Origin of the sequence: Bradyrhizobium sp. 17 (genome assembly GCF_023073515.1) — a bacterium.
GTDB classification, from domain to species: domain Bacteria; phylum Pseudomonadota; class Alphaproteobacteria; order Rhizobiales; family Xanthobacteraceae; genus Bradyrhizobium; species Bradyrhizobium canariense_D.
The window spans coordinates 20,575-45,751 of sequence record NZ_JADPJQ010000073.1 but is presented as its reverse complement, the minus strand read 5'-3'; the positions used below and the strand labels follow the sequence as shown (position 1 = coordinate 45,751).

Here is a 25,177-nt window from a genome sequence, read left to right as displayed (position 1 = left end):
GACACGCCGATCGAGAATCCGGTCGCCGGCACCGGCTCGCCGCGAAAGCGCGAGACGAGACCATCATAGCGGCCACCACCGCCGACCGAGCCGAAGCGGACCGGGCGGCCCTTGTCATCCTTGGTCTCGAGCAGCAATTCGACCTCGTAGACGGGGCCCGTGTAATATTCGAGACCGCGCACCACGGAGGGATCGATCTTGATGCGGTCCGCGCCGTACCCCGACGCGGTCACCAGTTTCGCGATCTCTTCCAGCTCGCTCACGCCGGCCTGACCGACTTCGCTCTTGGCGAGATAGACCTCCGCCGCGGCGATCGCCTCTTTCCAATCGTCGCGCGGTTTGGTGATGGCGAGAACGACGTCAGCCTCCGACGCGCTCAAATTGGCGCCCTTCGTGAAGTCGCCCTTGCCTTCTTCGCCGCCATCCCATCTACCGGGACCGAGCAGTTTGCGAACTTCCTCGGCGGGAAATTTGTCGAGCTTGTCGATCGCGCGCAGCACCGTCAGTCTGCGTGCTGCGTTCTCTTCGCCGCCGAGCCCGATGGCTTCCAGAACGCCGTCGAGCACCTTGCGGTTGTTCACCTTCACGACATACGAGCCGCGCGCAATGCCCAGCGCTTCCATCGTGTCGGCCGCCATCATGCAGATCTCTGCATCCGCCGCCGGCGTCGCCGAGCCGACCGTGTCCGCATCGAACTGCATGAACTGGCGGAATCGGCCGGGGCCAGGCTTCTCGTTGCGGAAGACGTAGCCCACGCGATAGCTGCGATAGGGCAACACAAGACCGTCGGTCCCGTAGCGCTCGCCGACATAGCGCGCGAGCGGCGCGGTCAGATCGTAGCGTAAGCTGATCCACTGCTCGTCGTCGTCCTGGAACGAGAACACGCCCTCGTTCGGACGATCCTGGTCGGGCAGGAACTTGCCGAGCGCATCGGTGTATTCCATCGCCGGCGTTTCCACGGGCTCGAAGCCGTAGAGCTCGTAGACGGCGCGGATCTTCTCCACCATCTCGCGCGTCGCCCGGATCGCGGCGGGATCGCGATCCTCGAGCCCGCGCGGCAGCCGCGCCTTCAGCTTCTGGGATTTTTTGGGTTTTTCGGCCATGCGCCGCATTTACCAGCCGACGCGTGATGCGGCAACTGCCGGGTAATCGCTTACGGCTGCTCCATCCGCGCCCGGAGCGCGTCGGCATCCGCTTTCGGCAGCGACTTCAGCGTTGGCTTGATGGTTTCGCCGCCGACGATCTTGCCGTTGCGCATGAACATCCAGTCCGAGATGTCGGCTTCAGTGAATTCGACCTTATCGCCTGCCCGCTTGCCGGCCAGATCGCGTGGCTCGTTGGCGAAGAGGCCGGAATAGGCCCCATTGGGTAGCTTCTTCACCTCGGCCATCCAGATGTGCTCACCGCCTTTGCGGGTCGAAAAGTGCACCTTCAGGGCATGCCCTGTCTCCGACGGCTTCGGCGCCTCGTAGGAGGCCCAAAAGGTCGGCAGCGTGCCGCGGGCGCGCGCGATCGCGGTGTTCATCTCCGGATCGGTGGTGCGCACGTCGACGACGGGCGAACGGCCCTCAGCGGAGACGTCCGGCTTGGGGCCGATGGTCAGAATGCCGAATACGGTGATGCCGGTGACCGCGGCAAGAACGACCCATTTCAGGGACTGGGGAAGAGTGGATGTCATGATCGCGATGTCCGGATGACTCGATGTCTGGGTATGCGAGGTCTTGGACTTTGTCGCACGATCATGGTGTCGCGTTCATGGCGAGAAAAGCCAACCAGCGATGCCCTTTTCCCCTCTCCCCTTGTGGGAGAGGGTGGCTCGCCGCGTAGCGGCGAGACGGGTGAGGGGTTCTATCCGCGAGTCCAACTGACCCTTGAACTCGCGGATAGAACCCCTCATCCGGCGCTTCGCGCCACCTTCTCCCACAAGGGGAGAAGGAAGAAGGGCCTCAATCCACCTTCCGGATCCAGTTGTGCGGATCGTTGGTGCGGCCGTACTGGATGTCGACGAGCTGCTTGCGCAGGCCCATGGCGACGGGGCCCGCGGCACCGCCGCTGATCTCGAAATCGCCGCTCACCGAGCGCACCGTGCCGATCGGCGAGATCACGGCGGCGGTGCCGCAGGCAAACGCTTCCTTCAGCTTGCCGCTGGCCGCATCCTTGCGCCACTGGTCGAGCGAGTACGGCTCCTCACGCACGGTCTTGCCGGCGTCTTTGGCCAGCGCAATGATGGAGTCGCGGGTGATGCCGGGCAGGATGGTGCCCAGCGGCGGCGTCGAGAGCGACCCGTCGTCGAACACGAAGAACACATTCATGCCGCCGAGCTCTTCGATGTAGCGGCGCTCGATTGCATCGAGAAAGACGACCTGGTCGCAGCCGTGCTGGATCGCCTCGGCCTGCGCACGCAGGCTTGCGGCATAGTTGCCGCCGCATTTGACGGCGCCGGTGCCGCCGACGGCAGCGCGCGTGTAATTCTCCGACACCCAGATCGAGACCGGCGCGGGGCCGCCCTTGAAGTAGGAGCCGACCGGCGAGGCGATCACCGCGAAAATGTATTCGGACGACGGCTTGACGCCGAGGAAGGTCTCGCTCGCGATCATGAAGGGGCGCAGGTAAAGGCTGCCCTCGCCGCCCGGCATCCAGGCGCGATCGATGCGCACGATTTGCTCGACCGCCTCGATGAAGACGTCTTCAGGGAGCTGCGCCATCGCCATGCGGTCCGCCGAGTCCTTGAAGCGCCGGGCATTGGCATCGGGGCGAAACAGGTTCACGCCGCCGTCGTCGCGCTTGTAGGCCTTGAGGCCTTCAAAAATTTCCTGGGCGTAGTGCAGGACGGCGCCGGCCGGATCGAGCTGGAAATTGGCGCGGGCCTCGACACGCGCCTCGTACCAGCCGCCCTTGGCCTGGTTGTAGCGGACCACTGCCATGTGGTCGGTGAAGACCCGCCCGAAACCGGGGTCGACCAGCTTGGCGACCCGATCCTTCTCGGAGGTCGGATTGGATGCGGGCTGGATGTCGAATTTCATGCTCATGTCCTTGCCTCCCGCTGCCGGTAGCGGCGCCGTTGTGGCACCCGCCTGCCCCGATTTGGGCCCGGCTGGCTCGATTGGTTTCTGGCCGGACCGCCGCCAGCCTTGTTACGGCCGGTTTCCGTGGCCAGCATGTCACCGAGGACATGCTTTTGCGGAAGACGGAAGTCCAGTATGTTTTGCCGAAATGCCGTTCGACAATCGCACGGTAGATCTGCTCCGGCCGTCTCCGCCTGTCCGGCCCACTGCGGCCGCCTTGCTTCGATGCCCACCCGACGCGAAACGATCTAAAATTTCGTGCGGGCTGATCGTTTTGTAACATTCAGACCAAGATACCTCAATATGCCTGACATAAATTTCGCGACTCCTTCTCAAGACGCAGCCGGGCCGCGGCCGGCCGCAGACGACGGAGGCAATTTGCGCTGGGATATCATCGAACTGCTGTTCTTCGCCTATCGCGATTTTGTCGGCGATCCCGACCAGGAGCTGGAGGCGTTCGGCTTCGGCCGGGCCCATCACCGCGTCATGCACTTTGTCTATCGTTATCCCGGCCTCAAGGTCGCCGACCTCCTCGACGTCCTGCGCATCACCAAGCAATCGCTCGGCCGGGTGCTCAAGCAGCTCCTGGACGAGGGCTATATCGTGCAGAAGACCGGCGACAATGATCGCCGCCAACGCCTGCTGTTTGCGACACCGAAGGGCGAGGCGCTGGTGCAGAAGCTCGCCGGCCTCCAGACCACGCGCATCACCAAGGCGCTTGCCGAGATGGCGCCGCAGGATGCCGAGACCGTCAAGCGCTTCCTGCGCGCGATGATCGACCGCGACGATCCGGACAAGGTGCTCGAGACGATCTTTGCCACCGTCAATCAGGACAAGGAGTGACCGTGCCGCTCGCTGCCACGCTCGCACGCCCGCCGGCACGTCCCGCAGACGATGCCCCGCATCTCCTGCTGGTCGATGACGACCGCCGCATCCGCGATCTGCTCTCGCGCTTCCTTGCCGGCGAAGGCTATCGCGTCTCGACCGCCGCGAGCGCTAGCGATGCCCGTTCCAAGCTTTTGGGCCTGCACTTCGACCTCTTGATCCTGGATGTCATGATGCCCGGCGAGACCGGCTTCGATCTCGCCCGTTTCATCCGGACCTCGTCCTCGGTGCCGATCGTGATGCTGACGGCGCGGCATGAAGCCGAAGCGCGCATCGAGGGCCTGCAGATCGGTGCCGACGATTACGTCGCAAAGCCGTTCGAGCCGCGCGAGCTTGCGCTGCGCATCAACAACATCCTCAAGCGCGCCGCGCCGCCGCCACAGGCCGCTGCGGTCGAGAAGATCGCGTTTGGCCCGTACATCTATCACCTCGACCGCGGCGAATTGCGTCAGGGCGAAGACGTCATTCACCTCACCGACCGCGAGCGCGAGATGCTGCGGATTTTGTCGGAGACACCGGGCGAGACCGTGCCGCGCGGCGCGCTGACCGGCAATGGCAGCGTCAACGAGCGCGCCGTCGACGTGCAGATCAACCGCCTGCGGCGCAAGATCGAGACCGATCCCGCCAATCCGCTGTTCCTCCAGGCCGTGCGCGGCATCGGCTACCGGCTGGTAGCCTCGCCATAAAGAGTGAACCGCCACCGATGAGCACGATCGATACCGGCCTGACGCTTTTGAAGAGCGCCGCCGGCCGCGTCTCCGCCGCCAATGGCTGGATGGGCAATGCGTTCAAGGGCTGGATGCCGACCGGCCTTTATGCGCGTGCGCTGCTGATCATGATCGTGCCGATGGTGATCCTGCAATCGGTGGTCGCCTTCGTGTTCATGGAGCGGCACTGGAACACGGTGACACGCCGCCTGTCGGCCGCGGTGGTGCAGGACATCGCCGCGCTGATCGACGTCTACAAGGGCTACCCGCAAGACAAGGATCGCGACCAGATCCGCCGCATCGCGCAGCAGCGCCTGGGCCTCGTCGTCGATTTCCTCCCGGCCGGCGACATGCCGCCGCCGGGACCAAAGCCGTTCTTCTCGCTGCTCGACCAGACGCTGTCGGTGCAGCTCGGCCGCCAGATCGGGCGCTCCTTCTGGATCGACACGGTCGGCCGCTCCAACCTCGTCGAGATCCGGATCCAGCTCGACGACGCCGTGATGCGCGTGTTCGCGCAGCGCAGCGCCGCCTATGCCTCGAACTCGGAGATCTTCCTGTTCTGGATGGTCGGCACGTCCTCGATCCTGCTGATCGTCGCGGTGCTATTCCTGCGCAACCAGATCAAGCCGATCCTGCGACTTGCCGACGCCGCCGAAAGTTTTGGCAAGGGCCGCGAGGCGCCGAATTTCCGCCCGCGTGGCGCGCGCGAGGTGCGGCGCGCGTCGGTCGCCTTCCTCGAAATGAAGTCGCGCATCGAGCGAACGATGGAGCAACGCACCGCGATGCTAGCCGGCGTCAGCCATGATCTGCGCACGATCCTGACGCGGTTCAAGCTCGAGCTGGCGTTGATCGGCGACAGCCCCGAAATGGAGGGCATGCGCAAGGACGTCGACGAGATGTCGATGATGCTCGAGGACTACCTCGCGTTTGCCCGCGGCGATTCCGGCGAGCAGTCGCAGCCGACCGACATGGCCCAGGCGCTCGAGGAGCTGCGCAGCGACGCCGAGCGCCACGGCCACACGGCGACCGTTGCGTTCAACGGGCTGCCCGTGGTCACGGTGAAGCCGGCCTCATTCAAGCGCTGCCTCGCCAACCTCGTCACCAACGCCGCCCGCTACGGCAAGAGCATCGCCATCACCGGCCAGCGCGATCACCGTTATTTGACGGTGACGGTGGACGATGACGGGCCGGGCATTCCCGCCCATCTGCGCGAAGAGGTGTTCAAGCCGTTCCTGCGGCTGGACAACGCCCGCAACCAGGATGAAGGCGGCACAGGTCTTGGCCTCGCGATCGCCCGCGACATCGCCCGCTCGCACGGCGGCGACATCACGCTTGGCGACAGTCCGATGGGCGGATTAAGGGCGAGCGTGCGGATACCGGTGTAGCTGCCTCTTCCCTTCTCCCCCTGTGGGAGAAGGTGGCGCGAAGCGCCGGATGAGGGGTCTCTCTCCGCGAATTCAAAGCGAAAAGAGTCACACGCGGAGACAAACCCCTCACCCGTCTCGCCGCTGCGCGGCGAGCCACCCTCTCCCACAAGGGGAGAGGGGAAGAGCCTTACTTCGGCAGCAGCGCCTTCAGCTTGTCCATGTCACGCACGTTCATCTTGAAGCCGCCGGGCATCACGATGTCGCCGGGCTTCTGGTCCGGCTTGCAGGCTCCCAGCCATTTCGCTTCGAGCTGCATGGTCGTGTCGCGGCCTGCCGCGCCGGCGGCGCCGCCTTGCGCGTGCGACGACGTCTTCACCGTATAGGCCGAATTGAAATCGCCGGTGATCTCAGCATGCGAAGTCGTGCTGATGCCGGCGACATTGCACTCGGAATCGCTGACATAGCCGGTCGCGGTCTTCTTGATGTCCTGCTTGGCGCAGATCTGCTTGGCCATCGGCGAGACGTTGTTGTTCATTTCCTTCGACGGTCTCGTCGGTGCAGTGCTGCATGGTCATCTCGGGCACCGGCGTGCCGGTCCGGACCATCTTCAATTCCCAAAGCCCCGCCTTACGCACCGGCAGGTCGTCAGCGCGAGCGCTGCCTGCCGACAACACGAGGCAAAGGGCGGAGCCGAGCAAAGCGAGTTTGCGCGTCATGTGGGAAGTTCCCGGCTGAGAGGTAGCGGCGTGCGAAAGCGCCTCAGTAGAGCGTGCGGATCGGCTGGTCGGCGGCGCCATAGGGCACCCAGCGGCAGGAGAACGAGATGTAGCCGCCCTCATAGGCCTGCACCGCCAGGAATTTGGCGACTTTGCCATAGCGCGCGCAGTGATCGACCGCGACCTGCCGCGCATCGACCTGGGTTGCCATCGAATAGGCGATGATGCCGCCGGTGTCGTTGCCCTTGAACGGAGGCACCGGAAGGAGATCGGCGCGCGCCGACTGGCTCGCCAACATACCCAAGGCAAGTAGGCCCGCGGCCGCAATGATTCGCATTCCCGTCACTCCGATTGGTTGGCGGCAGTTTACGGTGTCGGCGCGGCGGTGGAAAGAACGGATGGCCGGTCCAACGCAGCATTGCGGTCAACTCGTCGGCAAGTGTTGCCGCGCTGCACTTGACCTCCTGCGGCCTTCACGGCACCGTCCGACCCTTGCAGATCATGCTGTCTGGATCATCCATGCGCGCCTCGACCTTCCTGAAATCGCTCCGCTTTGCCGCCGTGCTCGGCCTCCTGTTCGGGGCGCTGTCGCTCGGCGAGGCCAGGGCCGCCAATCCGCTGGAGCTGAATTTCTGGCTGAGCGGGCCGCGCTATGACGGCAACGTCTCCGAGTGCGACAGGGCGCTGCCGACGATCGCGACCCAGTTCTGGGAGAAAGAAAGCGCGTTCTGGAATTCTTCGTTGAAGATCACCGGCTTCGCCGCCGTTCACGAGACCGCGTTCCGGCCTTGGGCATCCGACAACATCCCGCGCCGCTATTGCACCGGCGAGGCCATGCTCACGGACGGCAAGATGCGCAAGGTGCATTTCTCGATCGTCGAGGATGGCGGCTTCGCCGGCTACGGCCAAGGCGTCGAATGGTGCGTGGTCGGGCTCGACCGCAACTGGGCCTACAACCCGGCCTGCCGCGCCGCCAAACAGTAATTGAAACGTTCTGATCCGGACCGATCAGGCGGCCGAACGACGGTCGCCCGCATTTTGTTCTTGAAATGTTCTTATCGCCTGCTAGGCTTGCCTGCACAGTCTAGTTGAGGGGCGTCGCCATGTTTCATTCCAGATTGCATTCGTTCTCCCGCCTGATGATCTCGCTGACGCTTGCGGCCGGGCTGGCTGCGCTGGCCGATGGCGCAAAGGCCCAGGACAAGCGGCAGAACACGCCCGGCGAATTCGATTTTTATGTGCTGTCACTGTCTTGGTCGCCCTCTTTCTGCGAGGAGGCGGCGGAGCGCGGCGGCCGCTCGCAGACCCAGTGCAGCGGACGGCCCTACGCTTTCGTGGTGCATGGTCTGTGGCCGCAATATGAGAACGGATTTCCGGAATATTGCCAGCGGCCCTCGCCGCGGCTGAACCGCAGTATCGTCTCCTCCATGCTCGATCTGATGCCGGCGCCGGGGCTGATCTTCAATGAGTGGGACAAGCACGGCACCTGCTCGGGGCTCGCTGACCGCAGCTATTTCGAGACGATCCGCAAGGCGCGCGCCGCGATCAAGATTCCAGCCGAATATCTCGATTTGTCGCAGGCCAAGACCGTGGCGCCGGCGGAGGTGGAGGAAGCCTTCATCAAGGCCAATCCGGGCCTCAGCAATGCCGCCGTCTCGATCACCTGCAACCGGACGCGGCTATCGGAAGTCCGCATCTGCCTCAGCAAGGACCTGCAATTCCGCGCCTGCGAGGAGATCGACCGCCGCGCCTGCCGCCGCGACCAGGTGACGATGCCGCCGATCCGGGGTGGCTAGCCCAGGCGTCGTGCCTCTTTGCTCGGGCCGTCACGTGGCGTAGTGCTCTTGCATGAATTACCGCCACGCCTTCCATGCCGGCAACTTCGCCGATGTCATCAAGCACATCGTGCTGACGCGCATCATCACCTATCTCCAGGACAAGCCGGGTGCGTTCCGCGTCATCGACACCCATGCCGGCGCTGGCCTCTACGATCTCGAAAGCGACGAAGCGCGCCGGGGCGGCGAGTGGCTGACGGGCATTGCGCGGCTGATGCAGGCGCGGTTGTCGAACGACGCCATGGCGCTGACCAAGCCCTATCTCGACATCGTCCGCGCCTTCAATCCGAAGGGCGAGCTCAAGGCCTATCCGGGCTCGCCGCTGATCGCACGCGGCCTGCTGAGGCCGCAGGACCGCCTCTTGCTCTGCGAGCTCGAGCCGAAGGCGCGCAAGGCGCTGATCGGCGTACTGCGCCGCGACGAACAGGCCCGCGTGGTCGACCTCGACGGCTGGATGGCGCTGCCGGCTTTCGTGCCGCCGAAGGAACGGCGTGGGCTCGTTCTGATCGACCCGCCCTTCGAGGCAAAGGACGAGTTCGAAAAGCTCGCAGAGGCCTTCTCGGCGGCTTTCGCGAAATGGCCGACCGGTATCTATGTAATCTGGTATCCCGCCAAGAGCCGACGCGCCACCGACACGCTGGTGCAATCAGTGGCGCGGCTCGCAGCCGCAGCAAAGCCGCCGGGAAAATGCCTGCGCCTCGAATTCAGCGTGGCGCCGCAAGCCGACGGCGCAGCCCTCACCTCCAGCGGGCTCTTGATCGTCAATCCGCCTTACACGCTGCACGGCGAACTCAAGACGATCCTGCCGGAGCTGGAAATGCCGCTCGGCCAGGGTGGCGCTGCCAGATTCCGATTGGAGGTGCCGAGACCGTAACACTCCGGCATTCTTGGGAAAAATATGCAGGAGCGGTAGTCAATCTGCAGAGAACCGTATTATGCTGTTGCGGTGACTGGCTTTACGTTCCGCTTCCGCGAATGGTTGCGGCGGAGTGAAGGCCTAAGAAAGATCCAGTCGGACCGAATGGTCTGCCGAAGGATGGCCAGCTCCCGGGCTTCGTAAGGCCCGGTCATGTCGTGACGCGCGTCTGCGTCACGACGGAGGAGCAATGAGGGGGAGTTTCCCGATGGCCATGACGGGAACGGTCAAGTTTTTCAACGGTGAGCGCGGCTACGGATTCATCAAACCGGACGACGGGGGCCGCGACGTCTTCGTACATATTACTGCTGTGGAGCGGGCCGGACTGAAGGACCTTGCCGAAGGACAGCGTATTACTTTCGAAGTCGAACCGGACAAGAAGGGCAAGGGGCCGAAGGCGGTCGATTTGGTCATCCTTCCCTAGCGAGCCAAGCGTCAAAAAAAATCCCGGCCGCAAGCGGCCGGGAGGTTGGTCCGGTATTTTCTTCTTTAGCTATCAGAAGTGATAGTTCACGCCTGCGCGCACAACGCTGGCGCTATAGCCGTTTGACACGCCCGTAATCGCGAACTGACTCGTCGACAGATCGATATAGAGATATTCGAGCTTGGCGCTCCAGTTCGGCGCGAACATAACTTCCGCGCCGGCACCGATGGTCCAGCCGGCGCTGGTGTGCGACTCGGTCCAGCCGAACGTCTGCGCGCGCAGCTCGCCGAAGGCGAGGCCCGCCGTGCCGTAGAACAGCACGTTGCTGAAGGCGTAGCCGGCGCGGCCGCGCAAGGTGCCGAACCACGGATTGGAGAACTTCCACGGCGCGAAGGTGTCGTCGGCACCGGCGGCCTGGATGTCGCCCTCGACGCCGAACACCCATGGGCCGTTCTGGAAATTGTAGCCGGCCTGAACGCCGCCGACGAAGCCCGACGGTTTTGCGGGATTGTTGCTCACCGAACCCCATTCGTAGCCGAGATTGCCACCGAGATACGGACCGGCCCAGCTATAGGCATTGAGCGGCTGATTGACCGTGTAGGGCGCACGCTGCCCGTAATTGAGATCGGCGGCCTCTGCCGAAGCCGTCCAGCCGACCGCAGCCAACGCGGCTGCGCCCACAACGAGCCTCTTCATCACACACTCCAACGCAACTCCCGTCACCGCTGCGATGCCCGCGCCGCCGCGCGAGGCAAAACCGCATGGTTACGGAACCACCATTTTTCGCGTAAGATTTATCGAGAGTTTTAAGTTAAAGGCCTGTTAAGCCGGGTTACCGCGCTGTTAACAGGCTTAAGCAAGCGTTACCGGGAACTGCGCCGCCATCCTGTGCGTGCTGCTCGGCCGGAACTTCAAATCGACACCCGCAGCGCCTAAATTCGCACCATGGTTCACGATTCCCCCGACAATCCGGACGACGCACGCGTACGCAAACCCGTGCGCGGCAACGCACCCGACGTCCCTCCCCAGGAAACGGAAGCCGCGCCGCCGGACCTCGATCCCGCCACTGCGAATGGCGACGACGAGGACGATGCGCGGCTGCCGGACATCCTGGAAGAGAGCGGCACCGTCGGCGAAGAGCCGCTGGCGACCGGCCACGAGGCGATCGAACGCGCGGTGCGCCTCGCCCCCACCTCGCCCGGCGTCTATCGCATGCTCAATGCGAATGCCGACGTGCTCTATGTCGGCAAGGCCAAGAACGTCAAAAAGCGCCTGTCGAACTATGCGCGCCAGAGTGCGCCGCAGCCGGCGCGCATCCTGCGCATGATCGCCGCCACGGTGACCGTGGAAATCATCTCGACCCACACCGAGACCGAAGCCCTGCTGCTGGAGGCCAACCTCATCAAGCAGCTTCGGCCGCGCTTCAACGTGCAGCTGCGCGACGACAAGTCGTTTCCCTATATCCTGATCACGGGCGACCATTGGGCGCCGCAGATCCTGAAGCATCGCGGCGCGCAGACGCGGCCGGGTCGCTATTTCGGCCCGTTCGCCTCCGCCGGCGCCGTCAACCGCACCATCACCGCACTTCAGCGCGCGTTCCTGATCCGCTCCTGCACGGATTCCTTCTTCGAGAGTCGCTCGCGGCCCTGCCTGCTCTACCAGATCCGCCGTTGCGCCGGCCCCTGCACCCGCGAGATCGACTTCCCCGGCTACACGACCCTGGTGCGCGAGGCGAGCGACTTCCTGTCCGGCAGGAGCCATGCGGTGAAGCAGGAGCTTGCCGCGGAGATGGAGAAGGCCTCCGGCGAGCTCGAATTCGAGAGCGCCGCGCTCTACCGCGACCGCCTCGCTGCGCTGTCCGCGATCCAGTCGCAGCAGGGCATCAATCCGCGCACGGTGGAAGAAGCCGACGTGTTCGCCATCCACCAGGAGGGCGGCTTCTCCTGCGTCGAAGTGTTCTTCTTCCGCACCGGGCAGAACTGGGGCAACCGCGCCTATTTCCCGCGCGCGGAGAAGACATATACGCCGGAAGAGGTGCTCGGCTCCTTCCTCGCCCAGTTCTATGACGACAAGCCGCCGCCGAGGAATATCCTGCTCTCGCACGAGATCGAGGAGAGCGAGCTGCTCGCCAACGCGCTGTCGATCAAGGCCGGCCGCAAGGTCGAAGTGTCCATGCCGAAGCGCGGCGAGAAGAAGGAGCTCGTCACCCACGCGCTCACCAACGCGCGCGAGGCCCTAGGCCGCAAGCTCGCGGACACCGCGACGCAGAGCCGCCTGTTGGACGCCATGGCCACGACCCTGAGCCTGACGCATGCGCCGAAGCGGATCGAGGTCTACGACAACAGCCACATCCAGGGCACCAACGCAGTCGGCGCCATGATCGTCGCCGGCCCGGACGGTTTTGTGAAAAACCAGTACCGCAAGTTCAACATCAAGTCGGAGGGCCTGACGCCCGGCGACGATTACGGGATGATGCGCGAGGTGCTCAAACGCCGTTTCAAGCGCTTGATCAATCCACCCGAGGACAATGCGGCCAAAGCCAAGGACGACGACTTCCCGCAATGGCCCGATCTCGTGATCATCGATGGCGGCCGCGGCCAGCTCAACGCGGTCCGGGACATCTTTGCAAATCTCGGCCTGACCCAGGTGGCGCTGATGTCGGTGGCCAAGGGGCCGGACCGGGATGCCGGCCGCGAGACCCTGTTCATGCCGGAGCGCGAGGCGATCAAGCTGGAGCCGCGCGACCCCGTGCTCTATTTCATCCAGCGGCTGCGGGACGAGGCGCACCGTTTCGTCATCGGCTCGCACCGCAAGCTGCGCAAGAAGGACATCCGCGAGGCCGGCTTGCAGGAGATTCCAGGCATCGGTCCGTCACGCAAACGTGCCTTGCTGCATCATTTCGGAACCCTGAAGGAGATCGAACGGGCCTCGATCACCGATCTCGGTAAGGTTCCGGGGGTGAGCGCCGAGAGCGCCCGCAGGATTTTCGAGTATTTCCATCCCCAGCCGGGGTGAAATAAAAGGGGGGCCGCGGTCATATGGTCGTCGCATCCCGCACCCCATTTGGGGAGCGGAACGGTTGACCTTCAGGCTGCAGCGGTATTGGTAGGACGGATGAACATCGCCACGACACGAGGGACGACCAGCCGCGCGATGTCCCTCCCGAACATCCTGACCTACGGCCGGATCGCCGCGATCCCGGTCGTGGTCGGGTGCATCTACGCACAGTCGATCATGGACGGCCCGCTGTGGCTGCGCTGGGTCGCCGTCGCCATTTTTATCGCGGCTGCGGTCACCGATTACCTCGACGGCTATTACGCACGGATCTGGAATCAGCAATCGGCGTTCGGCCGCATGCTCGATCCGATCGCCGACAAGCTTCTGGTCGCCTCGTGCCTGCTGATGCTGGCCGCCGACGGCATCATTCACGGCTGGTCGCTGTGGGCCGCCATCGTGATCCTGTGCCGCGAGATCCTGGTCTCGGGCCTGCGCGAATATCTTGCCGCGCTGCGTGTCAGCGTGCCCGTGACCAAGCTTGCGAAGTGGAAGACGACGGTTCAGCTCATCGCCATCGGCTTCCTGCTGGCTGGTCCGGCCGGCGATGAGGTCGTGCCCATGGTCTCGATGATCGGGCTGGCGCTGCTCTGGGCCTCGGCGATCCTCACCATGTACACCGGCTACGACTATTTCGGCGCCGGCATCCATCACCTCATCAAGGAGGATGAGGGATGAAGGTGAAGTACTTCGCCTGGGTGCGCGAGCGCATCGGCAAGGCCGAGGAGACGATCGAGCCGCCTGCGACCGTGCGCACCGTGGAAGAGCTGATCGCCTGGCTGTCCGGCCAAGGCGAAGCCTACGCCTATGCGTTCGAGAAGCCGAAGGTGATCCGCACCGCGATCGACCATGCCCACGTCAAGTCGGACGCCACGATCGCAGGCGCTCGCGAGATCGCGTTCTTCCCGCCGATGACCGGCGGCTAGGCCATGTCTGTCGCCACCTGCCCCGTCACCATCCGTATCCAGCAAGACGATTTCGACATCGCGCGCGAGATCGCGGTGCTGACCGGGAACCGCACCGACATCGGTGCGGTCGTGAGCTTTTCCGGCATCTGCCGCAGCGACGAAGACAGCGCGAAGATCGCCGCGCTCTCGCTCGAGCATTATCCTGGCATGGCCGAGGAAGAGATCAGGCGCCATGCCGACGAGGCCATCTCGCGCTGGCCTCTCAGCGGCGTCACGGTGATCCATCGCGTCGGCCGTTTCATGCCCGGCCAGAACATCGTGCTGGTGCTGACCGCCTCGCAGCACCGCCAGGCAGCGTTCCAGGCAGCCGAGTTCCTGATGGATTATCTCAAGACCAACGCGCCGTTCTGGAAGAAGGAAGAGAGCGCCACCGGCACCGGCTGGGTCGAGGCCCAGGCCCGCGACGACGAAGCCGCCGCACGCTGGACCCGATCCTGATGGCAACAACATCCAAAAAGGCCGTGCGCGGCCGCGCCGCGCCAAAGCTCGCGAAAGTGGGCCCCGGCGAGCTTCTCACGCTGATCGATTTCGTCCGCTATGCCGTGAGCCGCTTCAATGAGACCAAGCTCGCCTTTGCCCATGGCACGCCCGATCCGGTCGCGGAAGCGGCTTTCCTGGTCTGTGAAGCCCTGCATCTGCATCCCGAGCAGTTCGAGATTTTTGCCAACGCGCGCGTGACGGCCGCCGAGGGCAGGACCATCATCGATCTCGTTCATCAGCGCGTCACTACGCGCAAACCGGCCGCGTATCTCGTCAACAAGATCTACATGCGCGGCCTGCCGTTTTATGTCGACGAGCGCGTCATCGTTCCGCGCTCCTTCATCGGTGAACTCTTGGAGTCGCATTTCGGCGGCGACGGCGAAGCCGGCTCGCTGATCGACGATTCCAGCGCCGTCGAGCGCGTGCTCGATCTCTGCACGGGATCGGGATGCCTCGCGATCCTCGCCGCGCATCATTTCCCGAACGCCACGATCGATGCCGTCGATATCTCGAAGGGCGCGATCGACGTCGCCAGACGAAATGTCGGCGAATACGGGCTCGATGGCCGGATCAGCCTGCATCGCGGCGACCTGTTCGCCCCACTCGGTAACACCAAATACGACCTGATCATCACCAACCCGCCTTATGTCGACGCCGAAGGCATGGCGGCGCTGCCGCCCGAGTGCCGGGCCGAGCCGAAGCTCGCCTTCGACGGCGGCGCCGACGGTCTCGATGTGGTGCGCCGGATCCTGCGCGATGCGCCCGGCCATTTGACGCCGCATGGCGGGCTGATCTGCGAGATCGGCCGCGGCCGCGAATTGGTTGACGAGGCCTTTCCTGAATTGCCGCTGCTCTGGCTCGACACCGAGGACTCCGAGGGCGAAGTGTTCTGGATCGCGGCAACCGATCTCGGCTGATCCATCACGGCGGGCAGACCTCGTCGGAACAAGTCAAATACCGCCACGTTCATCCCCCGACGAATTTTCTCGCACTCGGAGGATAACCGCATGCTTGCGCCATCGGGCGAATTGCTGCGCGCCGGCGTCGCGCTCAAGCTCAACCATCTCAAGCGCGCCGCCCAGTCCTATGCCCGCGACCGGAGCAACCAGGCCACAGGGCGCATGACGTCGTACGCGGCTGCGGCCGGACTGCTCGCGGTTGCGGGCTTGTTCGTCGTCGCAGCCTTCTTCGTCGGCCTGATCGCCCTGTACCGCTGGATTGCAATCCATTACGGGCAATTCTGGGGGTTCGGCGCCGTCGGCGCTGTGCTCCTGGTCCTGGCCGCCGCCTGCGCCGGCGTGGCCATGGCCCAGATGAAGCGCAAGACCAAGCCGATCGTGCCGCTCGCCAGCCGCCTACGGGTGGCTATCGCCACCCCGCGCATCCCGCGCGGAACGGTGAAGGAGGCGGTGAAAGAGGTCGCGACGACAATTCCCCTGGCGCCGCTCGCGCCGGGCGAACGAGGACATGAGTCAGGACATGGCGGCAGCACGTGGCCGGCTCGGTCCAACCGGCCCGTGCAACTCGGGCTGATGCTCGCGGCCGTTGGGCTGGTCGGGATCACGGCCGCGCGCAGGCGGCGTCACGGCCACGGAGCGGATACCTGAAAATGCGTATGCGGCGCGCCGAGCAATTCGACAGCTGGCTGTTAGTCGCAGCCACGACCGTGTTCGTGCTCACCGCGGAACGGTATTTCCAGGATTCTGGCCTGATCCGGCCGGGACCTCCGCAAGACCACCGCAACGGCGAGGCGAATTCGCCGGAAACGAGCCCGACGGGCGCAGCCTCGCAGCCCGGCCGCGGCCGCCGCGCGAAAAGCCCGTTCGCGATCCCGTGGGCAGGCTGGAAGGACATCCTCTGGCGCACCTATCAGCGCATCGACGAGGATCGCCTGCTCGCGACCGCCGGCGGCGTCGTCTTTTTCGGACTGCTCGCGATCTTTCCCGCCATCACGGCGCTGGTTTCATTCTATGGCCTGTTCGCCGATCCCTCGACGATCAGTTCCAACCTGCAATCGCTCGCGATGATGCTGCCCGAGGGCGCGTTCCAGATCGTCGAGGACCAGGTGGCGCGCGTCGTGTCGAACGGCGGCGCGACCCTTGGTTTCACTTTCCTGTTTGGACTCGTGCTCGCGATCTGGAGCGCCAATGCCGGCGTCAAAGCCATCTTCGACGCCCTCAACGTCGCCTATGAGGAGCGTGAAAAGCGCAGCTTCATCCGGCTGAACACGGTCTCGCTGGCTTTCACGGTCGGTGGCATCGTTGCCCTGCTGCTGATGGTGGGCGCCGTCGTCGCCTTCCCGCTCGCGCTCAACCACCTCGGCATGGCGCCCGATAGCAAGCTGATCGTGGCGCTGGCGCGATGGCCGGTGCTGTTCGTCATTCTCCTTGCGGCGCTCGCCGTCCTCTACCGCTTCGCGCCCAGCCGCGACGCCCCGCGCTGGCAATGGCTGAGCCCCGGCGCTGTGACGGCCGCGATCCTCTGGATCGCCGGCTCGGCGCTGCTGTCCTGGTATCTGTCCGAATTCGCAAATTACAACGCGACCTACGGCTCGCTCGGCGCTGCGATCGGCTTGATGATGTGGATGTGGATGTCGGCCATCGTCATCATGTTCGGGGCTGAGCTGAATTCGGAGATCGAACGGCAGACCTTGCGCGACACGACCACCGGGCCGCCCAAGCCGCTAGGCACCCGCGAGGCCGTCTCGGCCGACACGGTCGGCGCCGCGGCGCCGTCCTGACTCTGCGATTGGGCCGCTATCCCCTCGAATCAACAATGATGTTAAGGTCATGCCGCTTGGGGGAGCATGCGGCGTGACGGGTTCGAAACGCCACCCGTGTTTTCCCGGTCAGGCAGTCAGCTCTTGAGGCGTAACGCGCGGCATGATTCGTATTTCGACGATCTTCATCGCGATCTGCATGGTTCTGGTCGCCGCCTCGCTCGGGCTCCTGCTCTACGCGGTCGCCGGCATCAGCGGAACCGAATCCGCGATCGTGGCGCTGACGGCGCTGACCTTCCTGATCCTCTACAATGCAGTGTCGATGCGACTGCGCGACCGCAGCGACGTCGGCGGCCAGATCGCCGATCTTTCGCGCGGCACCGCCGACCTCGCCCGTCAGGTCGCCGAATTCGGCCGCCGGCTCGCCACGATCGAAGCACGCATCGCCTCTTCCAATTCGGCCAACTCCGACCGCATCCAGTCGGTGGTCGGCGAGATCAACGAACTCGGCGGACTGGTCAGGCAACTCGCCACCACCGTGTCGGCCCATGAGGATCTGATGGCCGGCAACGCGCCAGTGTCGGCCCCCGCGCCGGTCGCAAGGCAGGAGCCGGACGCGCCGCTCGACCTGATGGCCACGTTCGAGGAGGAACGGCCGGCTGCCCCGGCGCCCGCGCCGCCGCCAATGCGGCCGGCAGCACCGGCGATCCAGACCCAGACCGCCAATCCGGTTCAGACCGCCAACGGCCGCAACCAGACCCAATTGCTGGCGACGCTCCGCAACGCGATCGACGAGAACCGCATCGACATCTTCCTCCAGCCGATGGTGTCGCTGCCGCAGCGCAAGGTCCGGTTCTACGAGGCCGTGACGCGCCTGCGCGACGAGCGTGACCAGCTGGTCGCGGCCGAGGAGTTCATCAGCATCGCGGAGGCCTCCGGGTTGATCGGGCGCATCGACAACATGGTCATGCTGCGCTGCGTGCAGGTGCTGCGGCGCCTGATGGTACGCAACAAGGAAGTCGGCGTGTTCTGCAACGTCGCGGCTTCCACGCTCGGCAATTCCACGACCTTCGCGCAATACCTCGATTTCCTCGAAGCCAATCGGGCGCTGGCGCCCTCGCTGGTGCTGGAATTCAAGCAATCCACCTTCCGCAATCTCGGCCCGGCCGAAACCGAGAATCTCGCGGCGCTCGCCCAGCGCGGCTTCCGTTTCTCGATCGACCATGTCACCGATTTGCGCATCGAACCGCGCGAGCTCGCCGATCGCGGCGTGCGCTTCATCAAGGTGCCGGCCTCGCTCCTGCTCGACCCCAGGCAGGCTTCGGCCTCGGACATCCACCCGTCCGATCTCTCCGACCTGCTCGGCCGCTTCGGCATCGATCTGATCGCCGAGCGAATCGAGGGCGAGCGCGCCGTGATCGACCTGCTCGATTATGACGTGCGGTTCGGCCAGGGGTTCCTGTTCGCGCCGCCCCGGCCATTGCGGCCGGAGGGGTCATCTGCTACCGCCGCGCCGAACCAGGCACAGGACATTCAGGGATCCAATGGCTCCGGCATATCCAGCTCAGGCGCGACGTCGGCTGCGTCTGCGCCACAGCGCGTCACCGGCAACGCCGCGCTCGCGCGACGTATCTGATCGGCCGCACGCATCATGACCACACTGCATTTCGCCGAAAGCCTGCGTGAACTCGTGGCGGGCGTGGACGTCGTGCTCAGCGACATCTGGGGCGTGGTCCATAACGGTCTCGAATCCTTCCCCGAAGCCTGCGAGGCGCTGCACACCTACCGCAGCCGCGGCGGTACGGTCATCCTGATCACCAACGCGCCGCGCCCGGCCGACTCCGTGCAGCGGCAATTGCGCAAGCTCGGCGTCGCCGACGAGACCTATGACGCGATCGTGTCTTCAGGCGACCTGACGCGGCTCTATGTCGCCGACCATCCCGGCCGCAAGATGTTCTGGCTCGGCCCCGAGCGCGACAACTCGATCTATCGCGGCCTCGATGCGGTGACCGCGCCGCTGGAAGAGGCGGATTACATCGTCTGCACCGGCCTCTATGACGACGAGACCGAGACGGCGGAAGACTATCGCGGCATGATGCTGAAGGCGCGCGAGCGCAAGCTGACGCTGGTTTGTGCCAACCCCGACATCGTGGTGGAACGCGGCGACCGCCTGATCTATTGCGCCGGCGCGATCGCGGAGCTCTATCGCGAGCTCGGCGGCGAGGTGATCTTCTACGGCAAGCCGCACCGGCCGATCTACGAGCGCGCGATGGCGCTCGCCGGCGAACGCCAGGGCCACCAGATCGACCGCAAAAAGGTGCTCGCGATCGGCGATTCCGTCCGGACCGACCTCACCGGCGCGCGCGAGTTCGGCATCGATTGCCTGTTCGTGACCCGCGGCATCCATGCCGAGGAGTTCGAGGGTCTCGACCAGCTCGACCCGGCGTCGGTGCTGGAATTGTTCGGCCATCCCCCGAAGGCGCTGATGCGCGAACTGAAGTGGTAGCGAGTTGATCGTCATTCCCGGTTGATGTGGGGCGTCGATTCCGGAACGACGAACCCGACGCAGAAAGCCCGGGACAATCGCCCGGGCTTTCCGAATTCAACTGATGGCTTCGATCGCGCCTTACGCGCTCGCCATGTCCGGGAAGACCGCCTCGATCTTGGTCTTCAGCGTCGCCGCGTTGAACGGCTTGACGATGTAGTTGTTCACGCCGGCCTTCTTGGCCGCGATCACGTTCTCGGTCTTTGATTCGGCCGTGATCATGATGAAGGGCGTGGTGGCGAGGTTCGGATCCGCGCGCACTTCGCGCAGCAGGTCGTAACCCGTCATCGGCTCCATGTTCCAGTCGGAAATCACGAGCCCGTACTTCTTGCCACGCATCTTGTTCAGCGCTGCCGAACCGTCGCTTGCATCATCGATATTCTCGAAGCCAAGCTGCTTCAGGAGGTTCCTGATGATACGGATCATGGTGCTGTAGTCGTCAACCACCAGAACCGACATCGACAAATCAACCGCCATCTCGACTCCCCCAACGCAAACCCAGGAAATATTACGATCGGACCTGCCGGGCCGGAGCCCCGCGGTTCCACGCCCAAGGACTAGCACCAAGGCGTTAAACAGCGCGTTAACTGGGAACGCCCCCGGTGGACTGAAATCGCACTCGATGCGGCCGCCCCCTCCCGCTTGACTTCATCCGGCCCGTCGCGCCACGGTCCCGGCCGGTCCCGCCGGTTCGAGATTCCCCTGATGGCCCCGCATTTTACCGTTATCCGCGACACCACGCCGGACTCCGCCATTGCAAGGGGTGCCGTGGTCGCCATGGGCAATTTCGACGGCGTTCATCTCGGCCATCGCGCCGTAATCGCTGCGGCGCTGGAAATGGGCCGGCTACATGGCCGCCCTGCGCTGGCATTGACCTTCGAGCCGCATCCGCGCCGGTTTTTCAGCCCCAACACCCCGCAATTCCGCCTGACGGACGAGCGTGCCAAGCTGCGGCTTCTGGCCGGCACCGGACTTGACGGCGCCGTGGTCATGACCTTCGACAAGTCCCGCGCCGGGACCAGCGCGCAAGACTTCATTCACCACGACCTGATCGGGCGCCTGGGCATCGGCGGAATCGCCGTCGGCTACGACTTCCACTTCGGCAAGGGTCGGGTCGGCTCGCCGAGCCTCCTCGTCAACGAGGCGCCCCGGCTCGGCATCGAGGTCGACGTGCAGCCGCATGTCGATATCGACGAGCGGCCGGTCTCGTCCAGCGCGATCCGAATCGCGCTCGCCGAAGGCCAACTCGACGAGGCCACGGCCATGCTCGGCGCGCCCTGGTTTATCACCGGCGAGGTCATCCACGGAGAGAAGCGCGGCCGCGACCTCGGTTATCCCACCGCCAATATCCGCCTTGATGCCAATTGCGGCCTCAAGCACGGCATCTATGCGGTGCGGGTCGGCCGCGGCGCGGAGCGGCTGGATGGGGTCGCAAGCTTCGGCCGCCGCCCGACGTTCGACAATGGTGCGCCGCTGCTGGAAATCTTCCTGTTCGACTTCAAGGGGGATCTCTACGGGCAGACGCTCGACTGCGCCTTTATCGGCTTCATCCGCGAGGAGCTGAAATTCGAGGGCCTGGATGCCCTGATCCGCCAGATGGACGACGATTCCGCCCGCGCCCGCGCCATGCTCGCCGCCGCCCCGGACGCGTTTCCGCGGCTTGGCGTCATCGATTGAGGCCGGAAACCGGCCCGCCGAACCTTTTGCGCTTCCCCCGCCCCCCTGCTATGGAGAGCCCATGTTTGCGCGGCGCATCATAGGGATTAGCGGCCCGGCTTCCGCCTGAGCCTTCGGCTCGGCGCAAGACCGGGATGTCGTCGTTTCACCCGCGATTCCGCATCGCCATCCGTTCCCGCGCCCTTCCGAGCCAGTCAGCCTCATGTCCGACAAGCCACAAAAGTCCCAAAAATCCGAAGCCAAAGACTATTCGAAAACCCTGTTCCTGCCGCAGACCGAATTCCCGATGCGGGCCGGCCTGCCGCAGCGCGAGCCGGAGCTGCTGAAATACTGGAACGACATCGGCCTTTACGACAAGCTCCGCCAGGAAGCCCAGGGCCGCGCCAAATTCGTGCTGCATGACGGCCCGCCCTACGCCAATGGCAACATCCATATCGGGCACGCGCTGAACAAGATCCTCAAGGACGTCGTGACCAAGAGCCAGCAGATGCTCGGCTTCGACTCCAACTACGTGCCCGGTTGGGACTGCCACGGCCTGCCGATCGAATGGAAGATCGAGGAAGAGAACTACCGTTCCAAGGGCAAGCAGAAGCCCGACTTCCGCGACTCCGCTGCGATGGTGGCGTTCCGCAAGGAATGCCGCGCCTATGCGACACACTGGATCAACGTGCAGCGCGAGGAATTCAAGCGGCTCGGCATCATCGGCGACTGGGATCATCCCTATCAGACGATGAGCTATCCCGCCGAAGCGCAGATCGCCCGCGAGCTGATGAAGTTCGCCGCCAACGGCACGCTGTATCGCGGCTCCAAGCCGGTGATGTGGAGCGTGGTCGAGAAGACCGCCCTCGCCGAGGCCGAGGTCGAGTACGAGGACTACACATCCGACATGGTATGGGTGAAGTTTCCCGTCACGTCCCCGGCACATGGTGCGCTCGCCAATGCATCGGTCGTGATCTGGACCACCACGCCCTGGACGCTGCCCGGCAATCGCGCGATCTCGTTCTCACCGAAGATCGCCTACGGCCTCTACAAGGTGACGGATGCGGCCGCGGACAATTGGGCGAAGACCGGCGATCTCCTGATCCTGGCCGATGCGCTTGCAGCAGAGGTGTTCAAGCAGGCGCGCGTCACGGCCTATGAGAAGCTGCGCGACATTCCCGGCGATACGCTGGACGCCGTGGAGTGCGCCCATCCCTTGCGCGGCCTCGATGGCGGTTACGCGTTTATCGTGCCGCTGCTCGCCGGCGAGCATGTCACCGACGATACCGGCACCGGTTTCGTGCACACCGCGCCGAGCCACGGCCGCGAGGATTTCGACGTCTGGATGGCCAATACCCGCGAGCTCGATGAGCGCGGCATCTCGACCGCGATCCCCTACACTGTCGACGAGAACGGCGCCTATACCGCGCAGGCCCCCGGCTTCACCGGCAAGCGCGTGCTTAACGACAAGGGCGAGAAGGGCGATGCCAATGAGGCCGTGATCAAGGCGTTGGTCGAGGCCGGCAAGCTGCTCGCGCGCGGCCGCCTCAAGCACCAGTACCCGCATTCCTGGCGATCGAAGAAGCCGGTGATCTTCCGCAACACGCCGCAATGGTTCATCGCGATGGACAAGGACATCAGCGAAGATGGCCACGCCAGGAAGGGCGATACGCTGCGGGCTCGCGCGCTGCATGCGATCTCGGTCACGCAATGGGTGCCGCCGTCGGGTGAGAACCGCATCAACGGCATGATCGCCAACCGTCCGGACTGGGTGATCTCGCGCCAGCGCGCCTGGGGCGTGCCGATCGCCGTGTTCGTGCGCGAGAACAGCGACGGTTCGGCCGAGATCCTGCAGGACGAGATCGTCAATCAGCGCATCACCGAGGCCTTCATGGAGGAAGGCGCCGACGCCTGGTACATGGAAGGCGCCCGCGAGCGCTTCCTTGGATCCCGCGCGAAGGAAGACTGGAAGAAGATCGACGACATCTGCGACGTCTGGTTCGATTCCGGCTCCACACATGCCTTCGTGCTCGAGGATCGCCAGAACTTCCCGCAGCTCGGCAACATCGTTCGCAAGGTCGACGGCGGCGACGACACCGTGATGTATCTCGAAGGCAGCGATCAGCATCGCGGCTGGTTTCATTCGTCGCTGCTGGAAAGCGCGGGCACGCGGGGCCGCGCGCCCTATGACATCGTGCTCACCCACGGCTTCACGCTCGACGAGAACGGCCGCAAGATGTCGAAGTCGATCGGCAACACCGTCGAGCCTCAGAAGGTGATCAAGGATTCGGGCGCGGATATCCTGCGCCTCTGGGTCTGCGCCACCGACTATGCCGACGACCAGCGCATCGGCCCGGAGATCCTGAAGAACACCATCGAGACCTATCGCAAGCTGCGCAACACCGTGCGCTGGATGCTGGGAACGCTGGATCACTACAGGCCGGCCGACGCAGTCGCGCCCGCCGACATGCCTGAGCTCGAACGGCTGATGCTGCACGAGCTCGCGGTCCGCGCTGCCGTCGTCCGAAAGGCCTATCAGGAGTTCGACTACAAGACCGTGCTCGCGACCCTGTCCGCCTTCCTGAACAGTGAGCTCTCCGCGTTCTATTTCGACATCCGCAAGGACACGCTGTATTGCGATCCGCCGTCCTCGCTGACGCGCAAGGCGGCGCTGACCACGATCGACCTGTTGTGCAGCTCGATCCTGAAATGGCTGGCGCCGATCCTCAGCTTCACCGCGGAGGAAGCCTGGCGCATGTACAGGCCCGACGCCGAGCCCTCGGTGCACCTGACGCAGTTTCCCGACGACCTCGAAAGCCTGCGCGACGACAAGCTCGCCGCGAAGTGGGAAGCGATCCGCAACGTCCGCCGTGTCGTCACCGGTGCGCTGGAGCTCGAACGCGCCGCCAAGAACATCGGCTCGTCGCTGGAGGCATCGCCGGTCATCTATGTCGCCGACCGCGACATGCTTGCGACGTTGTTCGACACCGACCTCGCCGAGATCTGCATCACCTCGAATTACGAGGTGCGCGAGGGCGAGGCGCCGGCTTCCGCATTCCGTCTCGATGCCGTTCCAGGCGTCGCTGTCGTGGTGGAGAAGGCGGTCGGCACCAAATGCGCCCGTTCCTGGAAGATTTCGCCGGCGGTGGGAGAGGACCCCGAATACCCCGACGTCACCCCGCGAGATGCCCAGGCGCTGCGCGAATGGAAGGCGCTGGGGGTCAGCATCTAGGTCTCACCGTCGTCCTCGCGAAAGCCAGGACCCATTCCACGGCCGCCAATTGCGACGAAGGCTGATGACCACAAGTCTTTCAAACAACGACCGCCTCGGAGTGTGGGTCCTGGCTTTCGCCAGGACGACGACGGAGCGTGTTGTGGCGGACTGCCCATGACCCCGCTCCGCGCCGGCATCCTCGCGGCCCTGCTCACGCTCGTGGCCGACCAGGCTTCAAAGCTCTGGCTGCTGAACGTGTTCGACCTCGCCCGTCGCGGCACGGTCGAGGTGACCCCGTTCTTCGACCTGGTGCTGGCCTGGAACATCGGCATCAGCTTCGGCTGGCTCCAGAACGACGGTCAGGCGGCGCAAATGGCGCTGATGGCCGTGAAGGTCGTCGCGGTGGTTGCTCTGGCGATCTGGATGGCCCGCTCGCACACCCTGCTGGCAACCATCGCGCTTGGCCTGATCATTGGCGGCGCCATCGGCAATGGGATCGATCGCCTCGCCTATGGCGCGGTGGTCGATTTCGCCCTGTTTCACGTCGAGATCGGCGGAAATACCTATAATTGGTACGTGTTCAACCTCGCGGACGTGGCCATCGTTGCTGGCGTGGCGGCGCTATT

25 protein-coding genes and 1 pseudogene are annotated in these 25,177 nt (G+C 64.6%); 19 read left to right on the top strand and 7 right to left on the bottom strand.

All coding sequences use genetic code 11. The features are described from left to right. The 3 genes from hisS to IVB13_RS13945 form a co-directional block, all read right to left on the bottom strand. Positions 1-1,103 (bottom strand): histidine--tRNA ligase (hisS, locus tag IVB13_RS13955; protein WP_247489235.1); only part of this gene is annotated, 1,103 nt, incomplete at its 3' end. A gap of 50 nt (positions 1,104-1,153) precedes the next feature. Further along, positions 1,154-1,678: a DUF2314 domain-containing protein gene (locus IVB13_RS13950; RefSeq protein WP_018453504.1), complete on the bottom strand. Its 525-nt coding sequence runs from the start codon at positions 1,676-1,678 to the stop codon at positions 1,154-1,156. Positions 1,679-1,946: 268 nt separating this feature from the next. Further along, entirely contained in the window at positions 1,947-3,029 is a 1,083-nt protein-coding gene (locus IVB13_RS13945; protein WP_026232543.1) for a branched-chain amino acid aminotransferase, read from the bottom strand. A gap of 339 nt (positions 3,030-3,368) precedes the next feature. Between IVB13_RS13945 and IVB13_RS13940 the strand changes: the two genes are divergently transcribed. Genes IVB13_RS13940 through IVB13_RS13930 form a run of 3 tightly spaced genes read left to right on the top strand, consistent with a single transcriptional unit; the run spans position 3,369 to position 6,042 of the window. Further along, positions 3,369-3,908: a MarR family transcriptional regulator gene (locus IVB13_RS13940; RefSeq protein ID WP_007596846.1), complete on the top strand. Its 540-nt coding sequence runs from the start codon at positions 3,369-3,371 to the stop codon at positions 3,906-3,908. Next, positions 3,905-4,636 carry a response regulator transcription factor gene (locus tag IVB13_RS13935; protein WP_247489233.1) on the top strand — a complete coding sequence of 244 codons (732 nt, stop codon included), beginning with the start codon at positions 3,905-3,907 and terminating at the stop codon, positions 4,634-4,636. The genes IVB13_RS13940 and IVB13_RS13935 overlap by 4 nt, the downstream gene beginning before the upstream one ends. Before the next feature lie 17 nt (positions 4,637-4,653). Next, positions 4,654-6,042, top strand: coding sequence for an ATP-binding protein (locus IVB13_RS13930; RefSeq protein WP_018453501.1), 1,389 nt, complete (start codon positions 4,654-4,656; stop codon positions 6,040-6,042). A gap of 169 nt (positions 6,043-6,211) precedes the next feature. Here the strand turns inward: IVB13_RS13930 and IVB13_RS13925 are convergent. Continuing rightward, positions 6,212-6,740 (bottom strand): annotated as a pseudogene (locus IVB13_RS13925) (DUF3617 family protein). A 43-nt stretch (positions 6,741-6,783) separates the two neighbouring features. Beyond that, a complete protein-coding gene (locus tag IVB13_RS13920; RefSeq protein WP_106940784.1) occupies positions 6,784-7,077 on the bottom strand; it encodes a hypothetical protein in 294 nt (97 codons plus the stop codon). A 182-nt stretch (positions 7,078-7,259) separates the two neighbouring features. Here IVB13_RS13920 and IVB13_RS13915 point away from each other — a divergent pair, with 182 nt between their 5' ends. From IVB13_RS13915 to IVB13_RS13900, 4 genes are all read left to right on the top strand, one after another. Continuing rightward, a complete protein-coding gene (locus IVB13_RS13915) occupies positions 7,260-7,724 on the top strand; it encodes a hypothetical protein (RefSeq protein ID WP_018453498.1) in 465 nt (154 codons plus the stop codon). A gap of 119 nt (positions 7,725-7,843) precedes the next feature. After that, on the top strand, positions 7,844-8,536 hold the full coding sequence (locus tag IVB13_RS13910) for a ribonuclease T2 (RefSeq protein WP_085358088.1): 693 nt from the start codon (positions 7,844-7,846) through the stop codon (positions 8,534-8,536). Positions 8,537-8,588: 52 nt separating this feature from the next. Further along, complete coding sequence (rlmJ, locus tag IVB13_RS13905) at positions 8,589-9,449, top strand: 23S rRNA (adenine(2030)-N(6))-methyltransferase RlmJ (protein WP_018453496.1); 861 nt, start codon at positions 8,589-8,591, stop codon at positions 9,447-9,449. Positions 9,450-9,699: 250 nt separating this feature from the next. Then, positions 9,700-9,915, top strand: a complete 216-nt coding sequence (locus IVB13_RS13900) for a cold-shock protein (protein ID WP_007614865.1) — start codon at positions 9,700-9,702, stop codon at positions 9,913-9,915. A gap of 72 nt (positions 9,916-9,987) precedes the next feature. Here IVB13_RS13900 and IVB13_RS13895 read toward each other — a convergent pair whose 3' ends face one another. Next, a complete protein-coding gene (locus IVB13_RS13895) occupies positions 9,988-10,611 on the bottom strand; it encodes an outer membrane protein (RefSeq protein ID WP_085383808.1) in 624 nt (207 codons plus the stop codon). 249 nt (positions 10,612-10,860) lie between these two features. On the opposite strand from IVB13_RS13895, the gene uvrC reads away from it, so the two are divergent. From uvrC to IVB13_RS13850, 9 genes are all read left to right on the top strand, one after another. Beyond that, entirely contained in the window at positions 10,861-12,930 is a 2,070-nt protein-coding gene (uvrC, locus tag IVB13_RS13890; RefSeq protein WP_247489231.1) for an excinuclease ABC subunit UvrC, read from the top strand. Between the two features lie 99 nt (positions 12,931-13,029). Beyond that, positions 13,030-13,647, top strand: a complete 618-nt coding sequence (gene pgsA, locus IVB13_RS13885) for a CDP-diacylglycerol--glycerol-3-phosphate 3-phosphatidyltransferase (protein ID WP_007596859.1) — start codon at positions 13,030-13,032, stop codon at positions 13,645-13,647. Beyond that, positions 13,644-13,895: a molybdopterin converting factor subunit 1 gene (moaD, locus tag IVB13_RS13880; RefSeq protein WP_247489229.1), complete on the top strand. Its 252-nt coding sequence runs from the start codon at positions 13,644-13,646 to the stop codon at positions 13,893-13,895. Before pgsA ends, moaD begins: the two co-directional genes overlap by 4 nt. A gap of 3 nt (positions 13,896-13,898) precedes the next feature. Continuing rightward, positions 13,899-14,375 (top strand): molybdenum cofactor biosynthesis protein MoaE, encoded by a 477-nt coding sequence (locus tag IVB13_RS13875; protein ID WP_085350078.1) that lies wholly within the window; start codon positions 13,899-13,901, stop codon positions 14,373-14,375. After that, a complete protein-coding gene (gene prmB, locus IVB13_RS13870) occupies positions 14,375-15,334 on the top strand; it encodes a 50S ribosomal protein L3 N(5)-glutamine methyltransferase (RefSeq protein WP_085350079.1) in 960 nt (319 codons plus the stop codon). Before IVB13_RS13875 ends, prmB begins: the two co-directional genes overlap by 1 nt. Positions 15,335-15,424: 90 nt before the next feature. After that, the gene (locus IVB13_RS13865; protein WP_018453489.1) at positions 15,425-16,024 is read left to right on the top strand and encodes a hypothetical protein; all 600 of its coding nucleotides are present in this window, start codon (positions 15,425-15,427) and stop codon (positions 16,022-16,024) included. Positions 16,025-16,026: 2 nt separating this feature from the next. Further along, positions 16,027-17,157, top strand: coding sequence for a YihY/virulence factor BrkB family protein (locus IVB13_RS13860; protein WP_247489227.1), 1,131 nt, complete (start codon positions 16,027-16,029; stop codon positions 17,155-17,157). A gap of 142 nt (positions 17,158-17,299) precedes the next feature. Next, a complete protein-coding gene (locus IVB13_RS13855) occupies positions 17,300-18,772 on the top strand; it encodes an EAL domain-containing protein (protein ID WP_018453487.1) in 1,473 nt (490 codons plus the stop codon). A 15-nt stretch (positions 18,773-18,787) separates the two neighbouring features. Beyond that, on the top strand, positions 18,788-19,642 hold the full coding sequence (locus IVB13_RS13850; RefSeq protein ID WP_018453486.1) for a TIGR01459 family HAD-type hydrolase: 855 nt from the start codon (positions 18,788-18,790) through the stop codon (positions 19,640-19,642). Between the two features lie 120 nt (positions 19,643-19,762). Here the strand turns inward: IVB13_RS13850 and IVB13_RS13845 are convergent, their stop codons facing one another. Continuing rightward, positions 19,763-20,158, bottom strand: coding sequence for a response regulator (locus IVB13_RS13845; RefSeq protein ID WP_007596883.1), 396 nt, complete (start codon positions 20,156-20,158; stop codon positions 19,763-19,765). A gap of 228 nt (positions 20,159-20,386) precedes the next feature. Here IVB13_RS13845 and IVB13_RS13840 point away from each other — a divergent pair, with 228 nt between their 5' ends. The 3 genes from IVB13_RS13840 to lspA form a co-directional block, all read left to right on the top strand. Beyond that, complete coding sequence (locus IVB13_RS13840) at positions 20,387-21,358, top strand: bifunctional riboflavin kinase/FAD synthetase (RefSeq protein WP_247489225.1); 972 nt, start codon at positions 20,387-20,389, stop codon at positions 21,356-21,358. A gap of 202 nt (positions 21,359-21,560) precedes the next feature. Continuing rightward, positions 21,561-24,569 (top strand): isoleucine--tRNA ligase, encoded by a 3,009-nt coding sequence (ileS, locus tag IVB13_RS13835; protein WP_247489223.1) that lies wholly within the window; start codon positions 21,561-21,563, stop codon positions 24,567-24,569. 156 nt (positions 24,570-24,725) lie between these two features. Continuing rightward, positions 24,726-25,177 (top strand): signal peptidase II (gene lspA / locus IVB13_RS13830; RefSeq protein ID WP_247489221.1); only part of this gene is annotated, 452 nt, incomplete at its 3' end.

What these genes read in the sequence shown, in the direction of transcription:
- IVB13_RS13865 (WP_018453489.1), top strand. Translation starts at nt 15,425, where the DNA reads ATGCTTGCGCCATCGGGCGAATTGCTGCGCGCCGGCGTCGCGCTCAAG.
- IVB13_RS13940 (WP_007596846.1), top strand. Translation starts at nt 3,369, where the DNA reads ATGCCTGACATAAATTTCGCGACTCCTTCTCAAGACGCAGCCGGGCCG.
- IVB13_RS13850 (WP_018453486.1), top strand. Translation starts at nt 18,788, where the DNA reads ATGACCACACTGCATTTCGCCGAAAGCCTGCGTGAACTCGTGGCGGGC.
- IVB13_RS13840 (WP_247489225.1), top strand. Translation starts at nt 20,387, where the DNA reads ATGGCCCCGCATTTTACCGTTATCCGCGACACCACGCCGGACTCCGCC.
- ileS (WP_247489223.1), top strand. Translation starts at nt 21,561, where the DNA reads ATGTCCGACAAGCCACAAAAGTCCCAAAAATCCGAAGCCAAAGACTAT.
- IVB13_RS13875 (WP_085350078.1), top strand. Translation starts at nt 13,899, where the DNA reads ATGTCTGTCGCCACCTGCCCCGTCACCATCCGTATCCAGCAAGACGAT.
- uvrC (WP_247489231.1), top strand. Translation starts at nt 10,861, where the DNA reads ATGGTTCACGATTCCCCCGACAATCCGGACGACGCACGCGTACGCAAA.
- IVB13_RS13910 (WP_085358088.1), top strand. Translation starts at nt 7,844, where the DNA reads ATGTTTCATTCCAGATTGCATTCGTTCTCCCGCCTGATGATCTCGCTG.
- prmB (WP_085350079.1), top strand. Translation starts at nt 14,375, where the DNA reads ATGGCAACAACATCCAAAAAGGCCGTGCGCGGCCGCGCCGCGCCAAAG.
- IVB13_RS13845 (WP_007596883.1), bottom strand. Translation starts at nt 20,158, where the DNA reads ATGGCGGTTGATTTGTCGATGTCGGTTCTGGTGGTTGACGACTACAGC.
- IVB13_RS13895 (WP_085383808.1), bottom strand. Translation starts at nt 10,611, where the DNA reads ATGAAGAGGCTCGTTGTGGGCGCAGCCGCGTTGGCTGCGGTCGGCTGG.
- IVB13_RS13900 (WP_007614865.1), top strand. Translation starts at nt 9,700, where the DNA reads ATGGCCATGACGGGAACGGTCAAGTTTTTCAACGGTGAGCGCGGCTAC.
- IVB13_RS13920 (WP_106940784.1), bottom strand. Translation starts at nt 7,077, where the DNA reads ATGCGAATCATTGCGGCCGCGGGCCTACTTGCCTTGGGTATGTTGGCG.
- IVB13_RS13860 (WP_247489227.1), top strand. Translation starts at nt 16,027, where the DNA reads ATGCGTATGCGGCGCGCCGAGCAATTCGACAGCTGGCTGTTAGTCGCA.
- IVB13_RS13930 (WP_018453501.1), top strand. Translation starts at nt 4,654, where the DNA reads ATGAGCACGATCGATACCGGCCTGACGCTTTTGAAGAGCGCCGCCGGC.
- IVB13_RS13855 (WP_018453487.1), top strand. Translation starts at nt 17,300, where the DNA reads ATGATTCGTATTTCGACGATCTTCATCGCGATCTGCATGGTTCTGGTC.
- rlmJ (WP_018453496.1), top strand. Translation starts at nt 8,589, where the DNA reads ATGAATTACCGCCACGCCTTCCATGCCGGCAACTTCGCCGATGTCATC.
- pgsA (WP_007596859.1), top strand. Translation starts at nt 13,030, where the DNA reads ATGAACATCGCCACGACACGAGGGACGACCAGCCGCGCGATGTCCCTC.
- moaD (WP_247489229.1), top strand. Translation starts at nt 13,644, where the DNA reads ATGAAGGTGAAGTACTTCGCCTGGGTGCGCGAGCGCATCGGCAAGGCC.
- IVB13_RS13915 (WP_018453498.1), top strand. Translation starts at nt 7,260, where the DNA reads ATGCGCGCCTCGACCTTCCTGAAATCGCTCCGCTTTGCCGCCGTGCTC.
- IVB13_RS13945 (WP_026232543.1), bottom strand. Translation starts at nt 3,029, where the DNA reads ATGAGCATGAAATTCGACATCCAGCCCGCATCCAATCCGACCTCCGAG.
- IVB13_RS13950 (WP_018453504.1), bottom strand. Translation starts at nt 1,678, where the DNA reads ATGACATCCACTCTTCCCCAGTCCCTGAAATGGGTCGTTCTTGCCGCG.